The organism is Marinobacter koreensis (assembly GCF_023156285.1).
In the GTDB taxonomy this organism is placed as follows: Bacteria; Pseudomonadota; Gammaproteobacteria; order Pseudomonadales; family Oleiphilaceae; genus Marinobacter; species Marinobacter koreensis.
On sequence record NZ_JAKZAJ010000004.1, the window covers coordinates 38044 to 58273 of the forward strand.

General features: G+C 60.6%; 19 protein-coding genes. 13 read left to right on the forward strand and 6 right to left on the reverse strand.

What is annotated here, in order from left to right:
• Positions 1-12: 12 nt before the first annotated feature.
• From MLD04_RS11455 to MLD04_RS11465, 3 genes are read left to right on the forward strand one after another with little or no spacing between them, the layout of a single operon-like run.
• A complete protein-coding gene (locus tag MLD04_RS11455) occupies positions 13-3543 on the forward strand; it encodes a response regulator (protein ID WP_379883710.1) in 3531 nt (1176 codons plus the stop codon).
• Between the two features lie 32 nt (positions 3544-3575).
• Positions 3576-4127: a hypothetical protein gene (locus MLD04_RS11460; protein ID WP_248158351.1), complete on the forward strand. Its 552-nt coding sequence runs from the start codon at positions 3576-3578 to the stop codon at positions 4125-4127.
• 41 nt (positions 4128-4168) lie between these two features.
• On the forward strand, positions 4169-4582 hold the full coding sequence (locus tag MLD04_RS11465; RefSeq protein WP_248158353.1) for a response regulator: 414 nt from the start codon (positions 4169-4171) through the stop codon (positions 4580-4582).
• 27 nt (positions 4583-4609) lie between these two features.
• On the opposite strand, the gene MLD04_RS11470 is transcribed toward MLD04_RS11465, so the two are convergent.
• On the reverse strand, positions 4610-4882 hold the full coding sequence (locus MLD04_RS11470) for a hypothetical protein (protein ID WP_248158356.1): 273 nt from the start codon (positions 4880-4882) through the stop codon (positions 4610-4612).
• Between the two features lie 543 nt (positions 4883-5425).
• Between MLD04_RS11470 and MLD04_RS11475 the strand changes: the two genes are divergently transcribed.
• Positions 5426-5662, forward strand: coding sequence for a hypothetical protein (locus MLD04_RS11475; RefSeq protein WP_248158358.1), 237 nt, complete (start codon positions 5426-5428; stop codon positions 5660-5662).
• Here MLD04_RS11475 and MLD04_RS11480 read toward each other — a convergent pair.
• Entirely contained in the window at positions 5631-6143 is a 513-nt protein-coding gene (locus MLD04_RS11480) for a 3'-5' exonuclease (protein ID WP_248158360.1), read from the reverse strand. The two genes, MLD04_RS11475 and MLD04_RS11480, sit on opposite strands and share 32 nt — an antisense overlap.
• Before the next feature lie 156 nt (positions 6144-6299).
• Here MLD04_RS11480 and queC point away from each other — a divergent pair, with 156 nt between their 5' ends.
• Together queC and queE are read left to right on the forward strand one after the other, a co-directional pair.
• Positions 6300-6965, forward strand: coding sequence for a 7-cyano-7-deazaguanine synthase QueC (gene queC, locus MLD04_RS11485; RefSeq protein ID WP_248158361.1), 666 nt, complete (start codon positions 6300-6302; stop codon positions 6963-6965).
• Positions 6965-7621 carry a 7-carboxy-7-deazaguanine synthase gene (gene queE, locus MLD04_RS11490; protein ID WP_248158362.1) on the forward strand — a complete coding sequence of 219 codons (657 nt, stop codon included), beginning with the start codon at positions 6965-6967 and terminating at the stop codon, positions 7619-7621. The genes queC and queE overlap by 1 nt, the downstream gene beginning before the upstream one ends.
• 4 nt (positions 7622-7625) lie before the next feature.
• Here the strand turns inward: queE and MLD04_RS11495 are convergent, their stop codons facing one another.
• The 4 genes from MLD04_RS11495 to MLD04_RS11510 all read right to left on the reverse strand — a co-directional run bounded on the left by MLD04_RS11495 (position 7626) and on the right by MLD04_RS11510 (position 12515).
• Positions 7626-8690: an AraC family transcriptional regulator gene (locus tag MLD04_RS11495; protein WP_248158363.1), complete on the reverse strand. Its 1065-nt coding sequence runs from the start codon at positions 8688-8690 to the stop codon at positions 7626-7628.
• Positions 8691-8831: 141 nt separating this feature from the next.
• Entirely contained in the window at positions 8832-9734 is a 903-nt protein-coding gene (locus tag MLD04_RS11500; RefSeq protein ID WP_248158364.1) for an alpha/beta fold hydrolase, read from the reverse strand.
• Positions 9735-9841: 107 nt separating this feature from the next.
• Complete coding sequence (locus MLD04_RS11505) at positions 9842-11602, reverse strand: ExeM/NucH family extracellular endonuclease (protein ID WP_248158365.1); 1761 nt, start codon at positions 11600-11602, stop codon at positions 9842-9844.
• Between the two features lie 10 nt (positions 11603-11612).
• On the reverse strand, positions 11613-12515 hold the full coding sequence (locus tag MLD04_RS11510; RefSeq protein WP_248158367.1) for a helix-turn-helix transcriptional regulator: 903 nt from the start codon (positions 12513-12515) through the stop codon (positions 11613-11615).
• Between the two features lie 261 nt (positions 12516-12776).
• Between MLD04_RS11510 and MLD04_RS11515 the strand changes: the two genes are divergently transcribed.
• From MLD04_RS11515 to MLD04_RS11545, 7 genes are all read left to right on the forward strand, one after another.
• On the forward strand, positions 12777-14060 hold the full coding sequence (locus MLD04_RS11515) for an MFS transporter (RefSeq protein WP_248158370.1): 1284 nt from the start codon (positions 12777-12779) through the stop codon (positions 14058-14060).
• Between the two features lie 151 nt (positions 14061-14211).
• A complete protein-coding gene (locus tag MLD04_RS11520; RefSeq protein WP_248158377.1) occupies positions 14212-14640 on the forward strand; it encodes a MarR family transcriptional regulator in 429 nt (142 codons plus the stop codon).
• Positions 14641-14652: 12 nt separating this feature from the next.
• Positions 14653-16044, forward strand: a complete 1392-nt coding sequence (locus tag MLD04_RS11525) for an MDR family MFS transporter (RefSeq protein WP_248159474.1) — start codon at positions 14653-14655, stop codon at positions 16042-16044.
• 238 nt (positions 16045-16282) lie between these two features.
• Entirely contained in the window at positions 16283-16852 is a 570-nt protein-coding gene (locus MLD04_RS11530) for a TMEM165/GDT1 family protein (protein ID WP_248158381.1), read from the forward strand.
• Between the two features lie 50 nt (positions 16853-16902).
• A complete protein-coding gene (locus tag MLD04_RS11535) occupies positions 16903-17970 on the forward strand; it encodes a L,D-transpeptidase family protein (protein ID WP_248158384.1) in 1068 nt (355 codons plus the stop codon).
• Between the two features lie 46 nt (positions 17971-18016).
• Positions 18017-18769, forward strand: a complete 753-nt coding sequence (locus MLD04_RS11540) for an SDR family oxidoreductase (protein WP_248158387.1) — start codon at positions 18017-18019, stop codon at positions 18767-18769.
• An 18-nt stretch (positions 18770-18787) separates the two neighbouring features.
• Positions 18788-20194: an NfeD family protein gene (locus MLD04_RS11545; RefSeq protein WP_248158390.1), complete on the forward strand. Its 1407-nt coding sequence runs from the start codon at positions 18788-18790 to the stop codon at positions 20192-20194.
• Positions 20195-20230 lie beyond the last annotated feature (36 nt).

The following is a 20230-nucleotide window of genomic DNA, read 5'->3' on the forward strand; positions in this document are numbered from 1 at the left end:
GGAGATCACATTTTGCAGCAACGGTTGAACCACTCCTGTCCCCGTCCGGCGGTGTTTGTATCGCTGTTGATGGTGCTTGCGTTGCTCTGTGTGTCGGTGGCCGCGCACGGACAGGAACGGTGCCGTAACGGCACCCTGGTCGTGAACAGCAATACCACCAGCATACGGGATCTGGGTGGTTGCATCGCCTATCTGGAGGATCCGGGCAAGGCAATGACGCTGGACGACATCCTGGCACTACCCGCCGGAGCCTTCACCCTGCATGACGGCGGCATTCTCAATTTCGGCTACACTGAATCCGCCTACTGGACCCGGATTGACCTGAAAACCACCGACAACACCGCACCGTCGGACTGGATCCTGGAGCTGGCGCTGCCGCTGGTGGATCAGGCGACCCTGTACCTTGTGCGTAATGGCAAGATGGTTTCCACCGGCCGGGCCGGATACACCGATAACTGGCAGGAGCGGGATCTGTCGGTACCCAACCCCACGTTCCGTCTGAAGTTGCTGCCGGATACGGTCACTTCCGTGTACCTCCGCATTGTCACCACCAACACCTTCCGGCTTCCGATCACACTCTGGCATCCGGACAGCTACATCGAGAAAGTGTCGGTAGAGGAAGCGGTCCGGGGACTGCTCCTGGGCGCCATTCTGTCGATCCTGGCCTACAACCTCTTTGTCGCAGTGTCGGTGCGTGAACGAAGCAACGTGTATTACGTGCTCTACCTGGTTTCGGCGGTCATCTTCATATCCACCGAGCAGGTGCATGGCATCCAGCTACTGGATGAACGCCCGGCCTTTCTCAACAAGCAGTATCTTCATTTCCAGATCGTGATGACCTGGTTCTGGGGCCTGTTGATGGCCCGGTCGCTGCTGGAAACCCGGGAACACTCCGCCGACCTGGACCAGGTGATTCGCCTGTGTCTGTATTCGGTGGTGGTGACCTTTATCCTGTGTTTCTTCCTGCCCTACCACATTGCCATGGAGTGGATCGTACTGGGATCGATCCTGCTCAGTGTCATCATGATCGTGGTCAGTTACCTGGCCTGGCGCTATTACAACCCGGCCGCCCGGTCCTATTTTTTCGCCTGGACCCTGGCGCTGATCGGCGTGGGTGTCTACGCCCTGACCGTTATGGGCTACCTGCCCCTGAATACCTTCACCATGTATTCCACCCAGATTGGCCTGACCGCCCAGATCATCCTCTTTTCATTTTCGCTGGCGGACCGCATCAAGCAGGTACAGGGCGAGGCTCTTGGTTGGAGCCAGCGGGCGCTGGCCAACCTGAAGCGTTACCAGTCGCTTTTCGATAACGCCGTCGAAGGCGTGTTCCAGATGACCGTGGACCGGCGTTTCCTGACCGCCAATCCCGCGATGGCGGGGATGCTCGGCTACAGCAGCAGCGGAGAGTTGCTGCGCCACAACCCGGACGTGCTGGAGACCTGCTTCCCGCACGAACGTCTCCGGCGGCTGGTGATCGAACAGCTGGAAACGAAAGGGACCGTCAAGGGTATCGAGGCCCGCTATCTGACCCGGGACGGTGCTGAACGCTGGGCCACGCTCTCTCTTCACACGGTCTATGACGCCGAAGGGGAGCCGACCCATCTGGAAGGTACCTGCATTGATGCCACGGAGAGCCACCAGCGCCAGCGCATTGAGCGTGAGCGGGAGCAGGAGCGTCTGGAGAAAGAGCTGGCACGCAATTCGGCAGAAGCCAAAAGCCAGTTTCTGGCCAACATGAGTCACGAGATCCGCACCCCGTTGGCGGCGATAATCGGCTACGGCGAAACACTTCTGGATCCGGATCTGACCGCCATCGAGAAGCGGAACAGTGCCGAGACCGTCGTGCGTAGCGGCCGACACCTGCTGGATCTGGTGAACGACATCCTGGACCATTCCAAGATCGACGCCAACAAGCTTGATGTGGACATCGTGGCCGTCAATCTGCCGGAGATGCTGGACGAGATCCGGGCATTCTTTACACCGCGGGCCCAGGAGAAAGGCCTGGAGTTCAGCATCGTCTGTGATTTCCCCCTGCCGGAACAGATCCTCACAGATCCGACCCGGTTCCGGCAGATCATCATCAATCTGTGCGGTAATGCCCTCAAATTCACGGAAAAGGGTTCGATCACGCTCATAATACGTTGCGACAGTGACCGCGAAACCCTGATCGCCAAGGTCGTCGATACCGGCATCGGAATGAAGCCGGAACAGCTCAACCGACTGTTCGATCCGTTTGCCCAGGGCAGCGCCGCCATTTCCCGCCAGTACGGTGGTACAGGACTGGGTCTCAGTATTTCCCGCCGACTGGCGGAATTGCTGGGCGGTACCATCACGGTCAGCAGCACCTATGGCGAGGGCAGTGAATTCGAGCTGACCATCCGCACGGGCTCGCTGGATGGCGTCCATTTCCTGCGGGATGCCTCCGAGCTGAGTCAGCGTCGGCGTGCCATTCCCATGGTGTTGGCGCCGAAGCTTTCCGGCCGCATTCTGTGTGCGGAGGATAATGAAGTGAACCGGCGCCTGGTGTCGCTGCTGGTTTCACGGACCGGGGCAGAGCTCGTTCATGTGGGTAATGGCGCCGAGGCACTGGAGCTGGCGATCCGTGAACCGTTCGATCTGATTCTGATGGATATCCAGATGCCGGTGATGAACGGTCGTGACGCCACCGCGGCGCTCCGTGAGGCGGGGGTAAACACCCCGGTGATCGCATTGACGGCAAACGTCATGGCCGAGGACATTGCGGACTATCGCCTCGCCGGTTGTAATGAACATCTGGCCAAGCCGATCGATAAGCGCCGGTTCTATGAGCTGCTCGCCCGGTATCTGGTCGTCCAGCCGGGCACAGCGGCATCCGCCAGCGATCGTTACCGGGGGCGGGTCCTGGTGGCAGAAGACAATGAGGATAACCGGCAGCTGGTGGAACGGATGTTGCGCCGACAGGGCCTGGAAGTGACCTCGGTGAGCGGCGGTGACGAGGCCGTGAAAACGGCGCTCGCGGAGACGGTTCACCTGGTATTGATGGATCGTCACATGCCCGGCATGGACGGCGTGGCCGCGACCCGACTGCTTCGTCAGGCCGGATTCCGCCGACCGATCATCGCTTTCACGGCCGGAGACCAGCAGGAGACCGATGCCCTGATGGACGCTGGCTGCGATGGGGTACTGAACAAGCCGATTGATCAGGTACATCTGGATGCGCTGCTGGCTCGCTTTCTGGAAGCCACGGAAGCCCATTCCGGGGAGCCGGAGGAAGACGACATAGCGGATCTGGTGTCCCGCTTTCTGGATGGATTGGGGGGCCGCCAGAGCATCATGAACGATGCTTTGCGCAGCCGCGATAGCGAGCGCCTGCGCACGGAGGCGCACCAGATCAAGGGGACGGCCGGCGCCATGGGGTACCCGGCAATGACCCGGCAGGCGGGCACGGTCGAGGCCCTGGCAAAGAGTGCCGACCCCGACTGGGAACGGATTGGCCGTGAGCTTTCCGCGCTGAACGATATGATAGACCGGGCCCTGGCATCCCAGACGGAATCGCCCTGACCCGTTTATACCGAGGAAAACAGGAACACACCATGGCAACAACATCTCAAGACAGTGAGCAGCAATCCCTGAGCATGATGTACGGGACCTACGCGGATATCCTGTTTGTGCTCTTTCCCTTCCTGGTGATCGGTATGCAGCGGCTCTGGGATGGCAGGCTGTATGATACGCTCATGCAGCCGGATCTCAGCATCGCTGCAGCGATCCTGGCCGGGCTCGCGATGGGCAAATTTGTTCTCGGCCTGGTGGTGAACCGGGAACTGGGGCGTTACAAGGAACGCATTGTGTTTTTCATTGCGTTGACCCTGTTCGTGGTGCTGGGACCCTCAATCATTCTGATGCTGAGTATCGTCGGGAACGCGGAAGTGCCGGGTTTTGTCGCCTTTGTGCAGCCTGTCCTTCTGATCATCGCCATTTCCCTGTATAGCACGGCAGTCAGTATCAGTAACCTGCTGACCCGCTTTGCCGCTGACGAAGGGCAACCGGAGAGGGGGGAAAAGGGCCGCACGTCTACCGATCCCGACGCCCGGCCTCGCCCGGCGCCTCTGGATCTTCCCCGTAGAACCGGCAACGATGGTGTGTGAATAGCATCCGGTAATGCGGGTCAAATCACTGGAGATTAGGAATGACGGACCTTAGAGTATTGGTAGTGGAAGACGAGCCTGTCATGCGCGAGCGACTGGTGGAGATGCTTTACCATGCGGGAGCATCCAAAGTGGCGGAGGCCGTCGACGTCGCATCGGCACGTGCGGCATTCGCTGACCAGGAATACCAGATCATCCTGCTGGATCTCGGGTTGCCGGACGGCAACGGTCATGACCTGATGCTTGAATTCAAGAAGCAGCGTGAAGAGCAGCATGTCGTGCTGGTCACCGCCGATGATTCCATTGAGAGTATTCAGAAGGCCATCAGTGCCGGTGCGAATGGGTATGTGGTCAAGCCCTATTCCCAGGAGAAGATTCACGATGTGGTCAACAACTACGCCATGGTGCACGGTAATGAGATGGCGATGATGCAGGGACTGAACCGGCCGCACTGACCGGTCCGGTCCCCCGGATTCACTGGATCACGCCACCTGGCGGGCAATCCAGGAATTGTAACGGGTCGCCAGGGCGCGCACGTAACGGGCTTCGGCGCCCCCGAGGTTGCCCAGCACACCCTTGAAAATCCAGCCTCTTTCATACAGCCCAAGCACCCGCTGTTCATCGTCCAGATTGACGCGCTGGTTGAGTTTTTTGCAGATGGCATCCAGCAGTGGCAGCTTCTCCGGGCGCTTGATCGGGCCCTGGCGACTGGCCATGGGCTGATTGGCTGCACGGTGTGTCGGATGTCTTTTCATGATAGTCCCCTTATCGTTTTGCGACTGCAAAAACAAAAACCCCGGTGCCACTGGCAACCGGGGTTCCTGGGAAGTACCGACCCGGTCGCTGCAGAGGCTCCCGGGACTGACCGAAAGCCGCTAGATGTCTTTCACCATGGCGCGCACGAACTGCCCTTTGCGACAGTCGGCGGCTGTTTTCAGAATGATGGCTGGTGTCATGCGGCTCATACCGGCTCTTTGGTTTCGATTCAGCTCTCAGTGTATCGGCTATCGTCCGCTTTGCAATAGGCGCACCGCTTCGGCAAACCCTTACAGACGGAAGGCCGGCATGAACGCATAATTCGTCGCGTCACGTGTTTTACGTTGTGCAATCCGCGATGCCTGCCGCGCCAGGTGTCTATGGATCTCTCCTTTCTACGCAGCCGTCTCGGCTGCGTTTTTTTTGGCATCTCGGAAAGTTCGTAGCCAGTACTTCGTACAGACCTTTCGCAGGAATTCGAAGATAATTCGCACCCTACATTGTGAATTCCCAGACGAATAAAGAGGTTGAAACCGAACAAAATGTCCGACAAAACCGGATCTGCCAGCAACAAGTTCCGTACTGATTTCATGGTTGAGATAGCTCTGGTCGCTGCGCTTGCATGCTATCTGGTATTGGCCCGAGGGCAGGCGGTCGGCGAGGATCTGAGCTTTACCGTTGCGGGCGCGGGGCTGATGGCCTTGGCAACTTACTGGACCTTGCACACCCTGAAGAATGGGTTGCAGGTTATTGCACTGCGGCTTCGTCCTGGAAAATAATCCGTTCCCAGGTTTTGTGAAGGATCAGGGCATCGTTTGCGGCGCGGTGAACAGGCAGACCCAGGTCTGAAATGACTTGCTGACGCACGCCTGACCAGTGCCGGACCTGCTGGCTGTTGAGGAGCATGGAGATCGACTCCAGCTGAAACTTGGGTTGCGTTTTTGCGGCCCGGAACAGTCGGTGCAACCAGAAACTGTCAAACGTCCAGGCATCGCAGAAAACCTGATCCGGAAGCAGGCCGTTCAGTTGTTGCGCCACTTCTGCGACGGCCATTCCCTCTTCGTGCAGCGTTTCCCTTGAGATGCCGTGAATGCGCTCGGCGCTCTCGGACCAGTCCTGCCAGAGCACATGGGGGCTGATGAGCCAGCTGTGCAGTTCACCGTCCGGCATGCAGATACCCACCTCGATGGGATAACTTGCGATGAGATCCAGGCTTGAGGCCTCGAAATCGATGAATGCCGGAGTGAAATCGCTGGTCATGATACCCGTGTCGTTTTCAACGTTGTTTTCAGTCGAGTTTACCCGGCCCACCGCCGAGACGCGAACCCAACCTTGCCCTCCACTGTTACAATATCTCCACTCATTGTAAAACCGTGATGACACCTGCGGTTATCCAAACCCGTTGTGGGAGCCTGAATGACTGACACAGTAGTTGTGATTTACTCCGGAGGGATGGATTCGTTCACCCTTCTTCACCATGCGCGCGCCTGTGGTTATCGCGTTCACGCACTGTCCTTCAACTACGGACAGCGCCATGTTCGCGAACTGGACTGTGCCCGGGACGTCTGTCGCGATCTGGGGATTCCCCATAAGGTTATCGATATTCGTGCCATGGCAGACGTCATGAGTGGATCCGCATTGACCTCTGATATCGATGTGCCGGAGGGGCACTACGAAGAGGACAGCATGAAGGCGACGGTGGTCCCCAACCGGAACATGATCCTGCTCTCCCTCGCTACCGGCTATGCGGTAACGGCAGGCGCATCGGCTGTATGGTTTGGAGCCCACGGGGGCGATCATGCCATCTATCCCGACTGTCGCCCTGAATTCATCCAGAAGATGGATGCCGTGTGCCGGATCGCCAACTACGAACCAGTCGGGATCGAGGCACCCTTCATGGCCATGGACAAAGGCGCGATTCTCGCCCGCGGCCTGGAGTTGGGCCTGGACTACAGCCAGACCTGGACCTGCTACAACGGCCGTGACAAGGCTTGTGGTCGGTGTGGTTCCTGTGTTGAAAGGCTTGAGGCCTTTGCGGCCAACGGGGTAACCGATCCAGTGGATTACGAGGTGTCCGCCTGATGTACCGGGTCAAGGAGGCGTTCTACACACTGCAGGGAGAGGGCGCCCAGGCAGGTCGGGCCGCCGTTTTCTGCCGCTTCAGCAAGTGCAATCTCTGGACAGGGCGGGAGAAAGACCGGGCCAATGCCGTCTGCAATTTCTGTGATACGGATTTTGTCGGCACTGACGGCCAGAATGGCGGACGGTTCGAGACCGCAGAAGCCCTGGCGGATCACATCAGGAGACTCTGGCCCGACGCGGCCGGGCGGCCTTATGTCGTCTGCACGGGGGGGGAGCCTCTACTGCAGCTCGATGAGCCGTTGATCGCCGCCTTGCACCACCGAGGCTTTGAAGTAGGGGTTGAAACCAACGGGACACTGCCGGCGCCGGCGGGGATTGACTGGCTTTGCGTCAGTCCGAAGGCGGATGCTGAGGTGGTGATTGAATCCTGTGATGAACTGAAACTGGTGTACCCTCAGCCACTGGCGATGCCCGAACGGTTCGAGCATATCCATGCACACCACTATTTCCTGTCCCCCATGGCCTCACCGACGGTCCCTGCTGCCGGCGATGATCCGGTCAAGCAGAGCAACACCCGGAAGGCCACCGATTATTGCCTGGCCCACCCACGCTGGCGTCTCACGCTCCAGATGCACAAGATCATCGGCATCGACTGATGACTCAGGCGGTCGCCCTGTTGCGAGCAAGATCCGCGGCAGCCTTCTGCGCATCGCTGCGATACTGGCTGGGACTGGATCCCGTCCATCGCTTGAAGGCGCGGGTGAAATTGGCGGCGTCAGCGTAACCAAGGGCATCGGCCACCTGGCTCAGGTTCATCCGGGTGCGGGTCAGCAACTCTCCGGCCCGCTCCAGCCGCACGTCATCCACCAGATTCTGGAAGCTTGCGTCTTCTTCCTGCAGCCGTCGCTTCAAAGTCCTTTCGGACACAAAGAGGGTGGCGGCAACCCGCGCGAGTTTCGGCGGGAAAGGGTGGCTGGTCTCGATGACGCGTCGAACCCGACAGGCAAAGCCGGCGTTTTCGGTCAGGCGTTGCAGGGCTTCTTCACACTGGGCGCGTGAGGCGGCCGCGAGCTGATCATCCGAGAATCGAACCGACAGGTCGAGGCTGGCGCGGGGAATGACCAGCGCGTCTTCCATCGTATCGAACTGGACCGGTACCGGAATGGACTTCCGGAACCGGGGGAAGTAATGGGGCTCCGGACCCCGTCTCAGAATTCTCGCCCCCGCAACCGGCGTACCGGTGAGCTGGCTGCCCATGAAGGCGCAGCCAAATAACACCGCGTCCATGATGAAACCCTGCAGTGGGCCCAGGTCGACGTCGCAGGAGACGCGGAAGTGGGCCTCATCGTTGACAAGGCGTTTCTCGATTCGAAGGTGCGGTGCCCGCAGGGTCAGAAACCGGGTAAGCAGGGCCAGGCTGTCTGCCAGCCTGCGGCTGCTCATGACGGCGGTGCCGAGATTGCCATGGAGCGGGAGCTTCATTTCCCGGGCCATCAGGATGCCCAGTCCGGGCTCCCCGCTCTCGATGATGGCGCGAGTCACAAATTCGCTCGCCTGTGCCTGGCTGACCCGCAGTTCTGCGGAATTGAGACGGGAGGGATCCAGGCCGACGCGAAGGAGTAGGCCCTGATCATCAACTCCAAGACTGTGGAGCAGTTCTGCCAGGATATGCAGGTAGATCGCCGGCATACCCAGGTCCTGAGCGGTCGAGACTGAGGCGTGCATGGATGTCCTCGTTAGGTCATTCTTGTTATGTAAGGGATGAAGTCAGTTATTCGATTATCCCGTCTGTCCGCTCCCTGCCCATGGCTTCGGTGACGTCTCATTCGGCTCGATGGGCCAACTGGCCCGATCGACAGCCTTCGCTCATGCCGGCTGCGGGCCGGTTGCATAGCGCTCGACAAAGTGCCGGAGCACTGCCGCAGATTTCGCCGGTGTTTCCACCATCGGGAGGTGGCCTACCCTGGGAAACACATGCACTTCCGCGTCTGGCGTGGCCTTCTCGAACCATCGGACACACCGGGTCGGCGTGATGACATCGCGCTCTCCCCATTGGACCTGCAACGGTGGCGTGTCCGGTCCCAGGTAACGCGCCGGTGCCAGTGGATCGGCCAGCATGTCCCGGAAGATATGGCGCAGCGATTCGGTCCGTCCAAGCAGATCCGGGCCGAGCAACCCGGTCATGGCGATCCCCGACGCCGTTGGCTTGCCATTGCCCACGGTATTGAACATCCGGTAGACGCCACGCCAGTCCTGCGGAATCAATATGGCGTCACGATCGCTCTCGAACGGCGCGTTCAGGTCCGCATCGGGATGTTCGGGAATGCCCGCACTGTTGAGCAGCGTGACTGACCGGGGTGCCGGCGTCATGATGTGCGCCAGTATGGCCGCGATGGCACCACCCATGGAGCTTCCCGCCAGGTGGATGTTGTCGGTGGGCAAATCGGCCAGCCAGTCCCTGAGGCGCCTGGCCTGGCTCTCGTAGCGATAGCTGGCATCTGGCCGGTAATCGCTTTCCCCTAACCCGGGCAGATCCGGCGCCAGTACGTGCCAGTGCCTGGGCAGGCGTTGAAGCCAGAGTGTCCAGTTTTCCTTCATGGAGGCAAAGCCGTGAATCAGCACGACTGTCGGGCGTCCGTCGCCCGCCTGTCCCCTTTCGAGGTAGACCATTTCATGGCCATCCAGGGTTGTGGTGCGTCGCCGGGCATTGAGCAGCCAGCGCTGTCCGGTGCGGGCAGCGGGCCAGAGATTCGGGGCGGGGACTCTCATACACTATCCTGACACGTTAACGGTAGTATTCAGTGTAGCGGGGGCCGGCGCAGGGACGATGGCCCAGGTGCCGGCCGCCGCGGGCACCCGGGTCATCTGCCATAGTGTCAGAGGCGGAGGTCGGTGATGACTGGATTGTGGTCAGAGGAACGCCAGGGGCCGTCGACCCGATCGGCGGCCACGCCCCGGTAGCCCAGCGCCGGAGGTTCGTCGGCATTGATCAGCCAGGTCGCAGCACCGACGACTCTGGCCTCCAGCCCGGGGGATGTCAGCGCATGGTCCAGAGAACCTTTGAGGCCTCTGAAACGGTAGGTGTAGTGGTCGCAGTTTCCCGGTCTGCAGGGATGGCGTTGGGCAACCTCGTTGCGGTATCCGTGCTTCCGGAAGACGGTCAGAGGCGCCTCCCGGGAGTAGCTGTTGAAGTCTCCGGTTACCAGCGTACCTACCATACCGGTTTCGGGCGCGAGCCCGTTGAGCCACTTGGTTACGGCCTCGGCCTCCCGGGTTCTCCGGTGGTTGAAGCAGCCCTGTCCATCGCTCTGGTCCCGATCGGCACCGGTGGCGTGCCGGCAGGATTTGGATTTTAAGTGAACGACAACGACCCGCAGCGATGGCTGGTCGCCGGGTCGTCGAAACGATTGCGCTACGGGTGGACGACCCCAGTCCCTGAACGGGCCGCTGTTCAGTCGGTGAGGGCGTCCCGTGGGAACCAGTCGATCAGCACGGTAGAACAGCGCTGTCCGGATGGCATCCGAGCCGTCCTGTCCGGGGGTTCTGACGAAGTCCCAGGCGGGCCCCAGGGCACGGCCAAGCTGGTTGATCGCGCTGGCTGCCCCATACCCATCGTTCTCAAGTTCGGTCAGTGCCAGGATGTCCGCATCGGGTTGGCTCAGCGCCGTGACGAGCCGCTTCTGCTGTTGCTGAAATTCGCTTTCGGATCGTGCGCCGCGCGCGGTCGGAAAACCTCCCCCTTGTCCGTCACCATTAAAAAAGTTGTTCAGGTTCAGGGCGACAATCCGGACGGTCCTCTCGCCCGGCGGGCGCGTCGGGGGCGGGGATCTGGGATTGATCGTGGCCAGGGTGGGAGTGCCGAGAGGTTGCAGGCGCCACCGTTTGAACCGGAAATCGAGAATGCCGCCAAGATCCTTCAGTGTGTCTCCACTACGAACGGTTGCCCGGCCATGCCCGGGGTCGTCAGGCCAGGGGAGTGGCTTTGGCTGACGGACGCCACGACCGTCATCAAGCACGAGTTGTCCGTGGTGGATGTTGGCGAGTTTCCTGGCCGTCGAAGATGCGGGTGGCAGGTATTCTGTTGGTACGATGGCATCCGTGGACCCCAGGACCAACTCGCCATACCGTGCGAAGTTGTGCGTATCGAGCACGGTCATGCCGGTCGGCAGTTCAACCCGCATATTCTCGAACGCTTTGAAAGTGTCCGGATCTTCAGCCCTCAGAGTGACAGCGCCGGGCATCGTGCCATCGCGACAGACTCGCAGCGAGTCGATGTCCGCCAGTTCCGTCAGGCCATGGAATTCCCGGACGATACCGGTAACGCGAAGGCGCTTTCCGGGGGATCCGGCGCTGCGTCGCGTGTACACGAACAGAGCTTCGGAGGTGGCCGGGTCATCGTCGGTTTCGGTGTCGGCCTGCTGGAGATAGAAACCCCGGAATCCGCCAGGATTGCGGGAATCGAGCGTCAGGATGCCCTCGACGGTGACGCGCTTTCCTTCGAGTGGAGAACGGGGCCCTGATCCCTGGACGGCATGGATGGGAGTGAACTGGTCACCACACGGGGTGGTTGCGGCAAGGACGGCGGATGTCCCGGGGAAGATCAGGCACGCGGCGACCAGTACACGGTAAAACAGCATCGCGGGCCGGTCAGCAGAGACCCGCGACTGCCTTGAGCGCCCTTTCCCGGCGACTGCCGAAGCCAAGCTGATCCGGATTGGCCAGTTCCAGTTGCTGGATCAATGGGTCCGGATGCTGATTATCAAAGGCAATGCCCAGTTGCGTCAGAACATAGGGCGCCAGTGCGGCGCGGGTCCGGATTTCCAGGCGCCCACCGGTCATTCCGTAATCCCGGGCTATGATCTCTCTCTGCGGTGCTGTCAGCCGCTGATCCGGGGTGACGAGGAGCACGACCTGACGGTTCCAGTCCTCATCCTGGTCTCGAGTATGTCTGGCGCGCTGGCGCAGGGCTTCCGGTGCCTTGCGGAAGCGGGTCAGGGCAAAATCCCGGAATTCACGATTGGAGTCGCACCAGGCGCGCAGGTGCCAGTTGGCGCCATTACACACCAGGGTATGGGGCTCTATGATGCTTTCGACCGGTTCGGGCCGGCTCAGGGACGTATAGCTGGCTCTCAGGCGACGCCCATTGCGGGTAGCAGTGACCACCGCCCGCATGGTGTCGGGTGAGATGGCCTGGCTCGGGGCCTGGACCACGTGACTGTCAGGCAACCCGATATTGAGCGCGTCCACGGTGTGGCTGAGAGTTTGCTGGCGCGCCAGCAAATCCACATACTCACTGACCTGGCCACTGGTGACCACCGGCTGGAAATCCGGTGCAGGGACATATCCCTTGAGGTGGCGGTCATACACCAGATTGCCTGGCGCAAGCTCGCGCAGGTAGGTGTTGATGTCCTTTGACGCCTGCTGGCGGCCAATTCCAAAACCGTGGCAGATGTGATTGGTGGTCAGCCGACCTTCCCAGTAAGCGACGGTTTCGATCAGTCGATATCGAAGCAGCAGATCCCAGCGGATGGGCCAGTCCGTTTTTTTCATATCCAGGGTGCTCGTTGGAATCGTTTGAAAACGTGAATTTATGGTACCTGCTCGCGGAGTTCGGGTCTGTTACGGCCCATTAATAATGTAAAATCTTGTAAAAGCAATCTCCGTGCACGAAAGCCTTCCCGTATCGGCAATTGCCTAGTGGTGCGTCCGTCCGCTTGCTGTTCTAATGCCGTGCCCGGCAATTCCGGGTTCCCGCTGCTATCTTGTCCATATTCGACTGTTCCCGTAACACGTGTCCTGGAGCCCGTTGTCATGACCCGTATGGTCGCTTCCCTGTCTGCTCTGATTCTGAGCATTGTGCTTCTGGTAAGCGGCAACGCTTTTCTGATGACCCTGCTGGGCATCCGCCTGAGCATTGAGCAGGTTCCACCCGATGTCATTGGCTGGGTGCTGGTCTGTTATTCCATCGGGTTTGTGCTGGGCACGCTTTACGTACACCGCATCATTGGCCGGGTGGGCCATATTCGGGCCTTCGCCGCCCTGGCAGCATTGGCGGCTATCGTTTCCCTGATGTACCCCATGGCCGTATCCACCGTCTTCTGGGCGGTTTTGCGGGTCCTGTCCGGATTTACCGTCGCCGGTGTACTGGTGGTCATTGAAAGCTGGTTTTCCAGCCGTGCCACCAACGCCAATCGGGGTGCCCTGTTCGCCGTCTATCAGATCGTCTTCTATCTTTCGGCCGCCAGCGGACAGTTGCTGGTGAACGTCGGTGATCCGGCCAATTTCATGCCTTTTTCCCTGGCCGCCATTCTGTTGACCCTCGCGCTGGTGCCCCTGTCCCTGACCCGTATGGAGGCTCCGGCTATTGAGCAGGTCAGTCGCCTCTCTTTCTTCGTTCTCGCGCGGGAATCCTTTACCGGCGTAGCGGGTGCCCTGATCTGCGGCATCCTGATTGGCGGCTTTTATGCCCTCGGCCCGGTCTACGCCACGCTCACCGGGCTCGATGTCGCCCGTACATCCACATTCATGGCCAGCGCCATTGTGGCGGCCATGATTCTGGCCTGGCCGCTGGGCCGGCTCTGTGACCTTTTCGATCGTCGGCGCGTGATGTTCTGGGTAGCGCTGACGGGCGCGGCCGCTGCCGGGGCGGTCGGCCTGCTCGGTGCACTGAACCTGTGGGTTCTGACCCTGCTGGTCGGTGTATTTACCGGCCTGTCGGCAACGGTCTACCCGATTGCCGTGGCGATCACCAATGACCGGATGGAAAGTTCCCGGATCGTGTCCGCCAGCGCGACGCTCCTGTTGAGCTATGGTGTTGGCAGTGTCATTGGTCCCATCGTCCTTGCCGAACTGATCGGTCTGATCGGTCCCCGTGGGCTGTTCCTGGGCGATGCCGCCGTTCTGGTCCTGCTGGCGGTGATCACCAGCTACCGCATCAGCCATACAGAGGATGTTGCTGTTGCCGATCAGGAGCATTTCGTACCGGCCATGCCGGAGTCCTCACCCGTTCTCACCGAGCTCGACCCACGTAACGAGGATTTCCATCAGTCTCCGGAAGCCCACACCATGGCGCAAGAGGCCGAGCAGGCCAGATAACCGGATCGTAAGGTGATATTTTTGCATTGGCATCTGTTTTTTTCTCAATGGTTAGCATACTATTGGTAGCTATCTGATAATGTAAGCATAGGCTTTGTTGCGGAGCGGTCCGCAGTGACAGTCATTTCCTCTCGGAAAGGAGCGATAGTTCATGAGAGAACAGTTTCCATTCGCGGTGGCACGGGTTACACGTCGCTGGCGCAAAATGCTGGATGAGCGCTTGAAGGATCTGGGCGTTACCCAGGCTCGCTGGAGCACCATGGTCTACCTGCAGCAGGGTGGTGAAGGCCTGACGCAGAGAGAACTGGCCAGCTTGATGGCCATCGAGAACCCGACGCTCGTGCGTCTGCTCGATAGCCTGGAACAGCAGGGGCTGATCGAGCGCCGTCCCTGCCCCAACGATCGTCGGGCCCGGCGTCTGCACCTGACCGATGCCGGACGTTCCTTTATGGACGATCTGTCCGAGCGGGCGGCGAGGTTGCGTGAGGAAATGCTTGATGGCGTCAGCGATGAGGACATCGAGGTCAGTCTGCGCGTTTTCCACAAGATCATGGAAAATGCGGAAAAGCAGAGATCATAACGGAGTCCGGACCTGTCCGATAATACGGTAGAGGGGCTCCGAGCCCGATACGGCGAACGCTGGCGCTGGCTGGCGGTGATCACGGTGATGCTGGGCACCATGGCGACGGTGCTCAGTGCAACCGTCGTCAATGTGGCGCTGCACGACATCATGGTCGAATTCGGCATCCGCCAGGGACAGGTGCACTGGCTGGCCACCGGGTTTATCGCCGCCATGACCACCACCATGCTGGCGTCGTCCTGGCTGCTGGACCATTTTGGCGTCCGCAAAACCCTGGCCGCGGCCATGACTGTGTTTACGGCCATATCCGTTGCCGGCGGTTTCGCCGATTCACCGTCCCAGCTGATCGCCGCCCGCGTGGGCCAGGGGGCGATGGCCGGGTTGATGCAGCCCATGGGCATGTACCTGGTGTTCCGGATATTCCCCCGGGATCGCCGGGGCCAGGCGATGGGTATCTACGGCACGGGCGTGATCCTGGCGCCCGCCCTCGGACCGGTGTTGGGTGGGTTCCTGGTGGATGAGATGAACTGGCGCTATGTCATGTTCGCACCTGCCCCGGTGACGCTCATCGGTGTGGTGATGGCATGGCGTTTTCTGCCGCTCCCGCCTTCCCGTCCGGAACCCTACCGATTCGATACGCCGGGGCTGCTGCTCCTGGGTGCCACCATCGGGCTGGCTCTGGATACCCTGAACCGCCTGCAGGAGCTTGCGGGGCAGGAGTGGCGGATCGGGGTTCAGGCCATTGTCGTGCTGGTGCTGCTGACGCTCTTCGTGATTCGGGAGCGATCGACCCGGCACCCGCTGGTCAATCTGGCCCTGTTACGTATGCCCTCCTTCCGCAATGCCAATCTGGGCGCCATGGCACTCGGGCTCGCGCTGTTCGGGTCGACCTATCTGGTGCCCCTGTTTGTCCAGACGTCGCTGGCCTTCTCCGCCACGGAAGCCGGACTGCTGATGCTGCCCGCAGGCATCGTTCTGGGGATGACCTTTCCACTGGCCGGTCGGCTGGCGGACCGGCAGAGTGCCCGCAGCCTCGTGGTTTTCGGGATCGTGATGTTTGCCATCTCGGCGACGCTGTTCGCCATCTCCGACAAGAGTCTGGCGTTTGGCTGGCTGGCGTTCTGGACCATCCTCGGCCGCATCGGTATCGGATTCATGTTGCCGGCGCTGTCGACCGGCGCCCTGAATCCCCTGGCGCCGGAACAGCTGGGTGCAGCGTCCAGTACCATCAATTTCACCCGGCAACTCGGTGGCGCGTTCGGGGTGAACATCGTTGCGTTGACGGTAGAGTTCGGCGAGCACAGCGATGGCCTGCCCACCATTGATGCCTTCCACAATGCCTGGTGGCTGGTCGCGGCTTTCGTCGCGCTCGCGGTGATTCCGGTCTGGCGAATGCGCGCCTAGTTCGGTTGCGCGCGGAAGGGTAATTGGCTAGGATAGCGCTTCCTTCAGGGGAGTAGCCTCCGTGCCGTCGAATATCGCCGGCCGGACGATGGTCAACACACTTGGGGCTCAATCTCCATGGCCATCGTGTCTCGCATTGCATCGGTGCGGGTCTGGCAAGACCTGAGGCAGATCACCTCCAAAGGGCGGAAGGTGAGCTGTCTCATGTCTGACTTTCCGCCCTGGAGCTGTAATCCTCATGGACGCATTCCTCGCCTCGACGGCCGCCGTCGCGATTGCCGAAATCGGTGACAAGACCCAACTGCTGTCTCTGTTCCTGGTCGCCCGCTACGCCACCCGGCTGCCGATCATTCTGGGCATTCTGATCTCCACCATTCTCAATCATGCCCTTTCCGCATGGTTTGGCGCCTGGGTTGCAAAGTGGATTCCCGAGGCGTGGCTGCCCTGGATACTGGCAGTGAGTTTCGTTGCTATTGCACTGTGGCTGCTGGTGCCGGACAAGGACGACAGCGAAGACTCCAAATTCCTGGGCATGGGCGCTTTCATGGCCACCACCATCATGTTCTTCCTGGCGGAGATCGGCGACAAGACCCAGGTCGCAACCGTGGTCCTGGCGGCCAAATTCGATGCGACATTATGGGTTATCATGGGGACCACCGTGGGGATGTTGCTGGCCAACATACCGGTTATCATGGCGGGGCGCTGGCTGATGGAGCGAATGCCGCTGGCAACCGCACGAATCAGTGCCAGTATCCTGTTTGCAATCCTGGCGGTGGTCACAGTCTGGACCACCGTGATGAACTCCTGAGCACGCCCGCTGTCACGGGATGCGAGAACGAGAGATTTCGGAACGACATTATGCAGTTTGGACTTTTCTGGAAATGCCTGGTCTTTCTGGTGCTGGTATCGCCGCTGGCCTATGCCGCGCCCTCCAAGGAGCAACAGCAGGAGCAGGATGCTGCGTCGGCCCAGTCCGAACCGGATCGCACACCTCGGGTGCCAACGTTCCGCATTCACGGCGATCTCGCCGGCCACCTGCAGTCGTTCAAGACGCATTATGAGGATACCTTCGCGTCCATCGGCAGCCGCCTGGCGCTGGGCTACCTGGAGCTGGTCAAGGCGAATCCGGGCGTGGATCCCTGGCTGCCCGGTGAAGGGACCACTATTACGCTACCGCGCCAGTATGTGATTCCGGACGACTTCCACCGTAAAGGGATCGTGATCAATCTGGCGGAATACCGGCTCTACTATTTCACCGACAAAGGTGACGTGCAGGTCTATCCGGTGGGGGTGGGCACCGACGAGAATCCCTCCCCGCTGACCGATGCCAAGGTCACCATGCCCCTGGAGTCGCCCGCCTGGTATCCGCCCAAGAGCATTCGTGCGGCCGCCGAGGCGTCCGGCGGGTATCTGCCCAAGATGATCCCGCCCGGACCGGATAACCCGCTGGGTACCCACGCATTGCTGCTCAGTGAGAAGGGTTACCTGATTCACGGTACCAACAAGAAGTTCGGCGTGGGTACGCCAGTCAGCCATGGTTGCTTCCGGATGTACAACGAGGACATTTCCCGCTTTGTCTATCAGGTGGACAAGGGCACACCGGTCCAGATCGTGCGTGACCCCGTCAAGATCGGTATGTCGGAAGGCGAGGTCTGGCTGGAAGTGCACCGCCCGCACGAAAAATACCCCCAGGACGAGCGGGATCAGCTCTGGCAGAAAGTCACCGAGGAAGTCGAGGCATTCCGGAAAAGGCATCCCGGCGTAGAGATGAAGCGGCGGGCCATTGAGTTGGCGGTAGACGAGGCATCCGGTATTCCGACCATGATTGGTGAGCAGGTCGCCCGTATGGCGGCGGATGACACGTCGGAGGAAAAGACGCCGAAGAAGGCGAAAAAATCCGAAAGCGGGCCTGAACTCTATTTTTGAGGCCCGGTGCGGGTGACGGACACAATAACGATAACGAGGAGAATCCATGAGTCGCACCATTATGATCACCGGCGCCAGTTCCGGCCTCGGTGAGGGCATGGCCAGGGAATTTGCCGCCCGCGGCGATAATCTCGCGCTCTGCGCCCGACGGACCGAGCGGCTGGATGCCCTGAAAGAGGAATTGCAGGGGCGATACCCCGGGCTGACGATCAGTGTCCGTGCGCTGGACGTGAACAATCATGATCAGGTATTCGATGTCTTCCGCGCGTTCCGCGATGAGTTCGGCACCCTCGACCGGATCATCGTCAACGCCGGGATCGGCAAGGGGCAGCCCCTGGGTACCGGAAAATTCCGGGCCAACCTTCAGACCGCCGAAACCAATTTCGTGGCGGCGCTGGCCCAGATGGAAGCAGCGATGGAGATTTTCCGGGAACAGAACCGGGGCCATCTGGTAACGGTGTCGTCGGTGACGGCCGTTCGGGGGCTTCCCGGGAACGTCACCACCTATGCCGCGACCAAATCGGGTCTGGCGGCACTTTCCGAAGGTTTGCGGGTCGAACTGAAGAAATCCGGCTCACCGATACGGGTCACGACGCTGTATCCGGGCTATATTCGTACCGAGATCAACGAAAAAGTGAAAAATACCCCGTTCATCGTGGATGCCGAAACCGGTTGCCGTGCCATGGTGAAAGCCATCGAATCGGGGCGCAACGAGTGTTTTGTGCCGGGCTGGCCGTGGACGCCAATCGGTTTCATTCTGAGGCGTTTGCCGGAGTCGATGCTGGCAAAAATTTTCTGACGATCGCGGAGACGTGCCATGCAAGGAATGCCCTCGGCCAGATCCAGATCCCCCGGGAGGCGCCTCGCCTTCGCGCTGGTTGCCTTTCTCGGACTGCTCCTGGCTGGTTGGTCGCTGTTCCAGGACCTGTCCGCCCAATCCGGCCCCCGTCAGGCATTGGTGCTGAATGTTGAGGGCGCCATCGGTCCTGCGACCATGGATTATGTGACCCGAGGTATACGGCGCGCCGAATCGGCCAACATGGCGCTGGTGGTGCTCCGGATGGATACCCCGGGCGGTCTCATGGAATCCATGCGCGGCATCAACAAGGCCATCCTGTCCTCCGAGGTTCCGGTGGCTACCTATGTGTCGCCGCAGGGGGCCAGGGCGGCCAGTGCCGGTACCTATATCCTCTACGCCAGCCATATTGCCGCAATGGCCCCGGCTACCCACCTGGGTTCTGCGACGCCGGTCCAGATGGGCGGGTTGCCGGGAAGCGACCCGGGAACCCCGTCGGATCAGGATCAGGGCGGCAGTGACGGCAAGACGGCCATGGAACGCAAAATCCTGGAAGATGCCGTGAGCTACATCCGCAGTCTGGCGGACCGACATGGGCGAAATGCCGACTGGGCTGAAGCGGCGGTGCGTGATGCCGTCAATCTGGGTGCCGATGACGCGCTGAAACAGAATGTGATCGATGTCGTGGCGCCTGACGTGCCAGCGCTGCTCGCCAGCATCGACGGCCGTACCGTTACCCTGGCAGCCGGTGACCGGGTACTCCATACCGCGGGCCTGGAGCTGGTGCGGGCGGAGCCGGACTGGCGGACCCGTCTGCTGTCGGTGATTACCGATCCCAATGTTGCCTATTTCCTGATGATCATCGGTTTCTACGGCATCATTTTCGAGCTGGCCAGTCCCGGCGCCATCTTTCCCGGTGTGATCGGAGCGATCTGCCTCGTGCTTGCCCTGTTTGCCTTCCAGGTGCTGTCGGTGAATTACGCCGGCCTGGCATTGGTGTTGCTCGGCCTGGCCTTTATTGTCGGCGAGGCATTCGTGCCCAGCTTCGGAATCCTCGGGATTGGAGGCATCGTGGCGTTTGTCGCCGGCTCGGTCATCCTGATGGACGGAACCCACCGGGACATCTCCCTGCCAACCGTGGGCGGAACCGCTCTGGTGGCCGCAGGGTTCATATTGTGGACGGTGACCCGCTTCATGGGGCTCCGCAAAAAGCATCCGGTGATCGGTGCCGAGCAGATTGTGCACGAGCAGGGAACCGCCCTGGATGAATTTTCCGCCGAACATGGCCACTACTCGGGCCATGTGCGAATCAGCGGCGAGCGCTGGAAGGCGCGGAGCTCGACGCCGGTGGCGGCCGGAGACCCGATCCGGGTGACCGGTATCGATGGATTGACGGTAACCGTCGAGGTCGTTCAGGAGACTGACTGACCCGGCGTACATGTGTTCTGTGTGAACAAGGAGAGA

Excerpts from the sequence above, each read along its gene's own strand:
- MLD04_RS11460 (WP_248158351.1), top strand. The coding sequence starts at position 3,576 with ATGGCAACAACATCTCAAGACAGTGAGCAGCAATCCCTGAGCATGATG.
- MLD04_RS11465 (WP_248158353.1), top strand. The coding sequence starts at position 4,169 with ATGACGGACCTTAGAGTATTGGTAGTGGAAGACGAGCCTGTCATGCGC.
- MLD04_RS11470 (WP_248158356.1), bottom strand. The coding sequence starts at position 4,882 with ATGAAAAGACATCCGACACACCGTGCAGCCAATCAGCCCATGGCCAGT.
- MLD04_RS11475 (WP_248158358.1), top strand. The coding sequence starts at position 5,426 with ATGTCCGACAAAACCGGATCTGCCAGCAACAAGTTCCGTACTGATTTC.
- MLD04_RS11480 (WP_248158360.1), bottom strand. The coding sequence starts at position 6,143 with ATGACCAGCGATTTCACTCCGGCATTCATCGATTTCGAGGCCTCAAGC.
- queC (WP_248158361.1), top strand. The coding sequence starts at position 6,300 with ATGACTGACACAGTAGTTGTGATTTACTCCGGAGGGATGGATTCGTTC.
- queE (WP_248158362.1), top strand. The coding sequence starts at position 6,965 with ATGTACCGGGTCAAGGAGGCGTTCTACACACTGCAGGGAGAGGGCGCC.
- MLD04_RS11495 (WP_248158363.1), bottom strand. The coding sequence starts at position 8,690 with ATGCACGCCTCAGTCTCGACCGCTCAGGACCTGGGTATGCCGGCGATC.
- MLD04_RS11500 (WP_248158364.1), bottom strand. The coding sequence starts at position 9,734 with ATGAGAGTCCCCGCCCCGAATCTCTGGCCCGCTGCCCGCACCGGACAG.
- MLD04_RS11505 (WP_248158365.1), bottom strand. The coding sequence starts at position 11,602 with ATGCTGTTTTACCGTGTACTGGTCGCCGCGTGCCTGATCTTCCCCGGG.
- MLD04_RS11510 (WP_248158367.1), bottom strand. The coding sequence starts at position 12,515 with ATGAAAAAAACGGACTGGCCCATCCGCTGGGATCTGCTGCTTCGATAT.
- MLD04_RS11515 (WP_248158370.1), top strand. The coding sequence starts at position 12,777 with ATGACCCGTATGGTCGCTTCCCTGTCTGCTCTGATTCTGAGCATTGTG.
- MLD04_RS11520 (WP_248158377.1), top strand. The coding sequence starts at position 14,212 with ATGAGAGAACAGTTTCCATTCGCGGTGGCACGGGTTACACGTCGCTGG.
- MLD04_RS11530 (WP_248158381.1), top strand. The coding sequence starts at position 16,283 with ATGGACGCATTCCTCGCCTCGACGGCCGCCGTCGCGATTGCCGAAATC.
- MLD04_RS11535 (WP_248158384.1), top strand. The coding sequence starts at position 16,903 with ATGCAGTTTGGACTTTTCTGGAAATGCCTGGTCTTTCTGGTGCTGGTA.
- MLD04_RS11540 (WP_248158387.1), top strand. The coding sequence starts at position 18,017 with ATGAGTCGCACCATTATGATCACCGGCGCCAGTTCCGGCCTCGGTGAG.
- MLD04_RS11545 (WP_248158390.1), top strand. The coding sequence starts at position 18,788 with ATGCAAGGAATGCCCTCGGCCAGATCCAGATCCCCCGGGAGGCGCCTC.